The following is a 5488-nucleotide window of genomic DNA, read 5'->3' as shown; positions in this document are numbered from 1 at the left end:
GGGCTTATTCGACACACGACCGGCACCCGCCCGCAAAATTCACAGCCTTCTTCAGCGTTGACCCGCCAGCCTTCCGGCACTGTCAACTGACTCAGTACGGCACAATTGAGCATCACTCGATACTCCCTGCCCTGCTCGCGGTACTGTTCCAGATCGAGCGGACTCATGCACATCAACTGCTCAAGGTTCAATTTTTTCATGATGGTATTGCCGCCCGAAGGGCGGCACCTCCGGTCAGGCCGCAACGTTATCAGGATGGGCAATATCGTCAGCAGCATCAGCTTCGTGGCGTGCGGGTAACAGGCATTCTGGCACCCATTCGATTCCGGCCAATTCGTCCTCGGCCAGTTGCGCGGCGTCGCCCTTCTTCATCTTGAGCACCGAGGCCGCCTGTGCCACCTTCCCGGCATCGACCAACGCATCGCTCATCTGTTCCTTGCTGATACGTCCGAAGTAATTGGCCTTGGTCGGTTGCCACCAATCGCGCAGATTGAAATCCAGCGCGTGCTCGAGCGGCGTCAGTTCGCCACCGACCTTGCCATCCTGCGTTGCCCAACACTGAACGCCGTCCAGCGACAAGCCGACGCAATAGGTCAGCAGCGCCAGCACCTCGGTCTGATCCCATGTCAATAACCAGGAAAAGTCGTTCTGCCAGTCCTGTGGCAGTTTGGCTTCCCACTGCGCGTGTAACTTCCCGAGTTGACGGTCGGCGCGGCTCCCTTCTGCGACCGGTGATTTGGTGATCAGCTCTGAGCGCTTTGGGGTCAGGTCGGTTTTCAACAACGAACTGGCATACCGGGAGCTAAACACCTTGAGCGCCATCGAATGCGTGTGCAGCGCCAGCGCCACGGTCGGGTTCTGTACCAGAGCCCCCATCACCGCCAGCGTACGTTCAGCCGACAAACAGGTGATCAACACCGCCGACAACCCCTTCTCTTTGGTTTCCAGCGCAGTTGTCCGGGAGGTCGCGGCACCATCGCCGTTGTCGTCGCCTTCCGGCGGGGTTTCCGATCCACTCGCTCGCAGGGAAACCCCGCGCTGGACAACAACCTCACCGTCACACAGAGAAACCACCACCCCGCCGGTGCAGCGCACCGCTTGCGACCATGCCCGGGCGGTTGCCCGCTCGGTGATCCGTTCGATCTCGGCTTCCCCCTCATCACTTTCGGTCATCAGCGCCTCGGTGTTGGCGTCCTCCGCCTCAAACTTGGCATCCAGCTCGGCAAGCCGAGCCTCAAGCCGGGCGATCTCGGCCTGCTCCTCGTCGGTGAAATCCGGCAGCGGATCAGCATGGATGCGGTACAGCTCGGCATCCTCGCCCCACGTTTTGAGGGTTGCAATCCGACCTTCCGCCCAGCTCCAGCCCTCATCCGCCGCCACCGTCTGCGCCAATGCATGCAGCTTTTCACGGGCGAGGCGCTCCAGTAGCGCCGGTTCGCTCAAAAAACCTTCATCGGTAAAGAGGTCGAGGCGGAAACTGCCGCCAGCCGCTTCATAGGTTTCACGCCCGACAAACGCCAACTGACTGTTATTCTTGGCCGACACCTCCCCTTCCAATGCGGCGTCTCGCAAATGGCGGGGTTCTTTTTTCCAGCCGAAAGCGTTATTCCACACGTCACACTGGCGGCTGTGGTCATCGATCACCGACAGCGCTTGTAACTGGTCAAGGCTGATCGCGTCTTCGGCCAGCGCATCGAGCAGTGCCGGTGCCATCGTCGCCAGTCGCAGGCATTTTTGAACGTGCCTGGTACTGAAACCCAGCAGGGTGCCAATCTGCGCCGGTGTACGCCCTTCTGCCGACATTTCACGAAAAGCGAAGACCTGATCGGCCGGGTGCATCTGCTCGCGCTGACTGTTTTCCGTCAGGGAAATGATGCGCGCCATTTCCTTGCTGACGATCAGAACATCAACCAAGTAGTCGGCATTGACGATGCCGTCCGGCGTGGTCTTGTCGGCGTCGTCTTCACGTCCCATCAGCCACCGCAACGCCAGCGTACGCCGCTCACCGGCGGCCACGCCAAACTGCCCGTTCTCCATCTCGAACACGATCAGGTTCTGCAACAGCCCGACCGCGCGGATACTGGCGGCCAGCCCTTCGATCGATGCCTGTGAGGTTTTTTTCTTGCGCACGTTCAGGCCGTCCAGTTCCAACTGGCCGAGCGTGACGGTTTTGCGCACGGCTTTTTCCAGTGCCGCTTCGATATTTTCAGCGACGACGCTTTTCTTCGTCGTGGATTTGGCCGGGCGGGTTGCATTTCCCTTGGCCACTGCTTTAGACTCGATGTTAGACATAGTGGTCTCCTCGTAGTTATCACTTGTTGTGCCAGTCCCGAGGGCGTCAGGACTGACGGTGAGAAAGCAGCGGAAACGCTGCTTTTTTATCGCCTGAAACTCAGGCTCCAATGGGTCAAGGTCATCTGATCACTGGCCGCGACCGGCCAGCCGTTAACGACCCAGACAGCAATGGTGTCGAAATCCCCAAAATCCGCGTAAACCTCCACCGCCCCTGCCGGAACAACCGGAGGCTCACTGGTGCCAGTCGAACGGCCACAAACCGCCTTCACGAAACAAAACAGGTCATACACTTGTGATACGGTCAGATCGCAGTTGGTCTGTGCTGATGCTGCTGTAGGCTTCGTTGTCGCGCCTTTGACGTTTTGTTGAGCCATGTTGAAATCCTCCGTGGGTTGAAAACTGATGCCGCTGTGAGTATTCGCCGTCGCAATAAAACTGATCCAGCACGGCGAGGAGCGGCGGCAAGGGGCGGAGACAAAAAGTTTTTTGACCGGAGGGAGGAAAAGTTTTTGGCGGAGTTCATTTACCCCTTGCCGTTTAAGCGAGGCGTTGTGCTGTTATCAGTTGCGGCGGGAAGACTGACTGCGGCTAAAGCAACCCGAAAGAATGAACAGGGCACAACTCGCCGGCCGGGCGCGACAGCGAACGGTTCGGCGCCTCTGAAGCGGCGGCGGCCCCACCGTCCCGCGGTTGGCCCTGTGCGGCGCGGCCTGTGGCCGCTGCAAGCGTGTCGTTGCGTCATGGGATGGACGCGTGCGACTGTAAAGTCGCTTTAGATATTGATTTGCTTAAAAAATATGACAAATCCCGTTATTCCGGTAACGGTAGCCTAATCAGAATGGCGCTGCTGGCAACGGTGAGGTCATAAGCTCTGATGACAACGTACCTCCCCTGGTAAGGGTAAGTTGAACCGTGAGGTGAGACGATCGCCTGCAAGCATCATGCGGGCAGAGGGCAAGGCTGACTGGTATGGTTAACACATGTGAATCAGCGATAAAGATCATAACCCTGAACAGGTCAAAGATGCTGACAGACCTGAACTAAAAAGTGTGAGGTTGGCTATCCAATGCGTCCTATGGATACCCGGACATTCAAACCTCTGGTCGAGAGCTGAAACCTAACCCCGTCTGTATCTAAAGCGAAAACAGGTAAACCCGTACTTTTGCCTATGGGCAGACTAACCGTAAGGAACGTTGTTGAAAGTGCGGGTAGAGGAGGATGGAGAAAGCGAATGATCATCTGTAATGGATGGTACAAGGGTTCAAAATTTGCCCTGACACGAAAGTGTGCCCACTTCCATCTGGTCTTTAATCACATTAAACGCTGGAAAGCAGTCTAAAACAGGAGGCAAGCAAGATGAGCACGCTGATCAAGGTGTCTGCGGCCCCCCACCAGGACGGCTGGCACTCTATTAATTGGAAGCAGCAGCACAGAACGGTGCGACGGCTCCAGACGCGAATTGTGAAGGCAACACGGGAAAAGCAATGGCGCAGGATGAAATCCCTGCAACGTTTGCTGACCCGCTCGTTTGCAGCAAAAGCAGTAGCTGTCAAACGGGTTACTGAGAATACCGGGCGTAAAACCCCGGGTGTCGACGGGAAAACATGGAGTACGCCAACGGCAAAATGGAGCGCTATACACGATCTGAAAAGAAGTGGCTACAAACCACGCCCGCTCAGGCGAGTATTCATCCCTAAGCCAAATGGCAAACTCCGCCCGCTGGGTATCCCCACAATGCAGGACAGAGCTATGCAGGCACTTTATTTGCTGGCCCTTGACCCGGTAGCGGAAACTACAGCTGATCTTAACAGTTATGGTTTTCGTCCGTCCAGAAGTTGCGCCGATGCAACCGAACAGGTCTTCAACAACCTGAACCGGAAAGCATCCGCGCACTGGATCCTTGAAGGGGACATTAAAGGCTGCTTCGATAACATCAGTCATGACTGGTTACTGGAAAACATCCCGATGGACATGACGGTACTCAGAAAATGGCTGAAAGCCGGATTTATGGACAATAAAACTTTCTTCACCACAGAAGCCGGAACTCCACAGGGAGGAATAATCTCACCTGTACTGGCAAACATGTGTCTTGACGGACTGGAAACCGTACTTACCACTCATTTTGGGCGGAAAGGTACAGCAAAAGCCAGCAAACATAAGGTGAATTATGTTCGTTATGCTGATGATTTCATCGTGACAGGTATATCGCGGGAAATACTGGAGCGCGAGGTTAAGCCACTTGTAACAGGCTTCATGTCGCAAAGAGGGCTAACGCTGTCAGAAGAAAAAACGGCGGTCACGCATATAGATGAAGGTTTCGACTTTTTAGGCAGAAACTTCCGTAAATATGATGGGAAGCTACTGATTAAACCATCAAAGAAAAATCGGAAAGCATTTCTGAAAAAGGTCAGGTCAACAATCGAAGGTAACAAAACCGCAAAGACATCTACGTTGATCACGTTGCTTAACCCCATGATCAGGGGATGGGCAAATTATCATCGTAGCGTCGTTGCCAAAGAAACCTTCCATTACGTTGATTTCCAAATCTGGGAAAAGCTCTGGAGATGGTGTGTCAGGAGACACCCTACTAAAGGGAAAAGATGGATACGCAACAAGTACTTCAAATCATCGAAAATGCAAAACTGGGTATTCAGCGCAACGGACACCGGGGGGCGACACCTTGAGTTACTCAGGGCAACATCAACCCCGATCCGGAGACATATCAAAATCATAGCAGAAGCAAACCCTTATGACCCGGCGTGGGAAAGTTACTTTGAGAAAAGGCAGACTCAAAACTGGTTTAACTCTCAAAAAGGCAAATGGAAAATTGTTGCGATCTGGAAAAAGCAAGGTTATCGCTGCCCGGTCTGCGGACTCGGATTCAGCCGAGAAACTGGCTGGGAAATACACCACATAGTGAAAAAGGTGCTGGGTGGTGGCGACAATCTTGAAAATCTGGTGATGCTACATCCTAACTGCCATCGTCAACTCCACAGTAGTGAAACCGGTTCTCTCCTGAGAGGGCTTATAAAGGCTTGAGCGGAGTGCGGTGAAAGTCGCACGCTCCGTTCTTAGGGGGCGGTGGCACAGTAATGTGCTACTGCTACCCGACCCGCAGGGGGGCGACGGTGTGCCGGCGCCATGCGCAGCACGACAGCCCGCCCGGACGCCCGATACCGGTATCCACTCAGTA

The 5488-nt window shown here is 54.8% G+C and carries 4 protein-coding genes; 1 reads left to right on the top strand and 3 read right to left on the bottom strand.

Going from position 1 to position 5488, the window contains the following annotated elements; all coding sequences use genetic code 11:
- The 3 genes from A6U95_RS30170 to A6U95_RS23365 form a co-directional block, all read right to left on the bottom strand.
- Positions 1 to 200: conjugation system SOS inhibitor PsiB family protein (locus A6U95_RS30170; RefSeq protein WP_275505125.1), on the bottom strand; the 200-nt coding region annotated here is incomplete at its 3' end.
- Positions 201 to 234: 34 nt separating this feature from the next.
- The gene (locus A6U95_RS23370) at positions 235 to 2292 is read right to left on the bottom strand and encodes a ParB/RepB/Spo0J family partition protein (protein WP_065686239.1); all 2058 of its coding nucleotides are present in this window, start codon (positions 2290 to 2292) and stop codon (positions 235 to 237) included.
- 86 nt (positions 2293 to 2378) lie between these two features.
- Positions 2379 to 2669, bottom strand: a complete 291-nt coding sequence (locus tag A6U95_RS23365) for a ribulokinase (RefSeq protein ID WP_065686238.1) — start codon at positions 2667 to 2669, stop codon at positions 2379 to 2381.
- Positions 2670 to 3651: 982 nt separating this feature from the next.
- On the opposite strand from A6U95_RS23365, the gene ltrA reads away from it, so the two are divergent.
- Positions 3652 to 5334, top strand: a complete 1683-nt coding sequence (ltrA, locus tag A6U95_RS23360) for a group II intron reverse transcriptase/maturase (RefSeq protein WP_065686237.1) — start codon at positions 3652 to 3654, stop codon at positions 5332 to 5334.
- The last annotated feature ends 154 nt before the right edge of the window (positions 5335 to 5488 follow it).

The organism is Serratia sp. 14-2641, from assembly GCF_001692375.1.
In the GTDB taxonomy this organism is placed as follows: domain Bacteria; phylum Pseudomonadota; class Gammaproteobacteria; order Enterobacterales; family Enterobacteriaceae; genus Chania; species Chania fonticola_C.
Note: the sequence above shows the minus strand (reverse complement) of the source record. Positions and strands in the feature narration are given on the sequence as shown.

Bases quoted from the DNA above. Each gene is read 5' to 3' on its own strand.
- ltrA (WP_065686237.1), top strand. From the start codon at position 3,652: ATGAGCACGCTGATCAAGGTGTCTGCGGCCCCCCACCAGGACGGCTGG.
- A6U95_RS23365 (WP_065686238.1), bottom strand. From the start codon at position 2,669: ATGGCTCAACAAAACGTCAAAGGCGCGACAACGAAGCCTACAGCAGCA.
- A6U95_RS23370 (WP_065686239.1), bottom strand. From the start codon at position 2,292: ATGTCTAACATCGAGTCTAAAGCAGTGGCCAAGGGAAATGCAACCCGC.